The organism is Microcoleus sp. Pol11C2 (genome assembly GCF_036701505.1).
Taxonomy (GTDB): Bacteria; Cyanobacteriota; Cyanobacteriia; order Cyanobacteriales; family Microcoleaceae; genus Microcoleus.
In genome coordinates, this window is the sequence record NZ_JAUBQX010000115.1 from 1 (window position 1) to 2,028 (window position 2,028).

Here is a 2,028-nt window from a genome sequence, read left to right on the forward strand (position 1 = left end):
GCTACCCTCACCGGGCATAGCAATTCTGTCAGAAGCGTCGCCTTTAGTCCAGATGGCAAGAGATTGGCTTCTGCAAGTGACGACAACACAATCAAATTGTGGAACCTGCAAAGCCAAAAACCCATCGCTACCCTCACCGGGCATAGCAATTCTCTCTATAGCATCGCCTTTAGTCCAGATGGCAAGACATTGGCTTCTGCAAGCTTTGACAACATAATCAAACTGTGGCATTTGCAAACCCAAAAACCCATCGCTACCCTCACCGGGCATAGCAATTCTGTCTATAGCATCGCTTTTAGTCCAGATGGCTTGGCTTTGGCTTCTGCAAGCTTTGACAAAACCATCAAACTATGGGTTTGGGATCTCGATAAACTAATGGCATTAGGCTGCAAGAAGATCGGCGATTATCTCAGAACCAATCCGAAAGTAACAGAAGAGGATAAACAGATGTGTGCTGATTACCTCAGCCAAAAGTCTATCAAATAGGATTTAGGCAACAACCGCCAGCCAGATGTTCGCACTACATTTTTTTACCACTACTGCCACTTTTTCCGTTGTCCCTTTCTCACTGGCATCAGTCACAACCCTAATATTTCGCTGCGGCGAATCTTCATCCACAACCGCCACCAGCATCGGATTATTAAATCTTGCTATTTAATTTTCACTTTTGTCGTTAGTCGAGGTTTGGGAAGTTCAAAAGGCGGTAGGTGCTAACTCTGAGGGATATTGCACTGATTTCCCTTTGAATATAAAGTGTAAAACTCCTGGAGTGCGGACATTTGTTCTCTCAATCTAGATATTTCTATATCCAAGGGAGGGAGTAGTTTCTCAAGGTGGCGAACCTCACTAAACCACAGTCGTAACTCGCGTTTGAGAGTGGCATAGAGCGTTTCGGGACACGACAGTAATATTGCTGTTATTATCTCTGCTAGGAATGGCTGGTGCTGCCACTTCCCTACAACAGACATTGCATCCGACTCATCGCTTGACAAGCATTGGTGAACAATATCAAACAGTGAATTTAACTGAATAGCTGCCCGTAATTTCTCAAGTGTCTCTCCCGTCTCTGACGAGGTATGCACCATAGTTGTGAATTCAACAGGCCAATGGTGCAGGATGGTACTGACAAATGAAGCAATTGAATCAGGTTGCTCTTTAGTCAGAATGTCTGGGAGTATTTCTGCAAAGTAAGGAGCAAGACTACGCCACTGATGTAAATCACCAGCAACATGAAAGAAGGTTTCTGGCAACCTTTCACTCTTCTGCAATAAAATATAACCTCGACATTGATTAGTGACGGAATCGACAGGTTCAAATGCTTGCCATAACAAAGGCAGAGAAACCCAGTGAGGTGGATATTTGAAACGGGCAACATCCAGCAGAAGAACTAGATCCCGCTGTGGATGATAGCCACCAATTGGTGAGAAGTGACCATCACCCGTTTGTCCCAATACCTTTCGGCTGTAGGAAACAACTAGATGAATATCACCTGACGCCGCAGTCACCTCCTCAACTGCTTGCCGAAAGTTTTCCAAACTGCTTTGGTGGTGACGGTTAGGTTTTACAAAAGCACCGTTGCAACGTGCGATACAGACAAACTCATCAAAGGTGATACCATTTTCTTTAATGACTGAAAGAGGTAAACAACAGTCTAAAAATTCCTCTCCATACCATCTCCACACCCCTTTCCAAATGCGACCCGGATCGATGGATAAGGCATTAAGAACAACAACTAAACTACCCAATCCACAAAAAGCAGGTTCTGCTTGAGTATGAAACTGTTCCGCTAGAGCAAAATACCCTTCCATACCTCCCAGTGCCAACGCTTCTCGAAATATTTGCTTTCCCTCTACGGAGGAAAAGGCAATAGCAGAATCGGGGAGTGAACGACGATAAAACCCTTGAGCAGACATGGAGTGTTTTAACCCTTATTGTTTATGGTGCTAATAAATAGTAATTGCTCAACCCCCTTGACAAGAGAACGAGATAAACATTAGATAAAGGAATGAAAAAACTCCCTGACCTAAA

At 44.1% G+C, this 2,028-nt stretch carries 2 protein-coding genes; one reads left to right on the forward strand and one right to left on the reverse strand.

The window, feature by feature from the left end; all coding sequences use genetic code 11:
- Window positions 1-486, forward strand: a 486-nt coding sequence (locus tag QUA42_RS27510) for a WD40 repeat domain-containing protein (RefSeq protein WP_333141842.1), incomplete at its 5' end; no start/stop codon positions are given.
- 224 nt (window positions 487-710) lie between these two features.
- Here the strand turns inward: QUA42_RS27510 and QUA42_RS27515 are convergent.
- Complete coding sequence (locus QUA42_RS27515; protein WP_333141844.1) at window positions 711-1,913, reverse strand: phytochelatin synthase family protein; 1,203 nt, start codon at window positions 1,911-1,913, stop codon at window positions 711-713.
- Window positions 1,914-2,028: the final 115 nt, after the last annotated feature.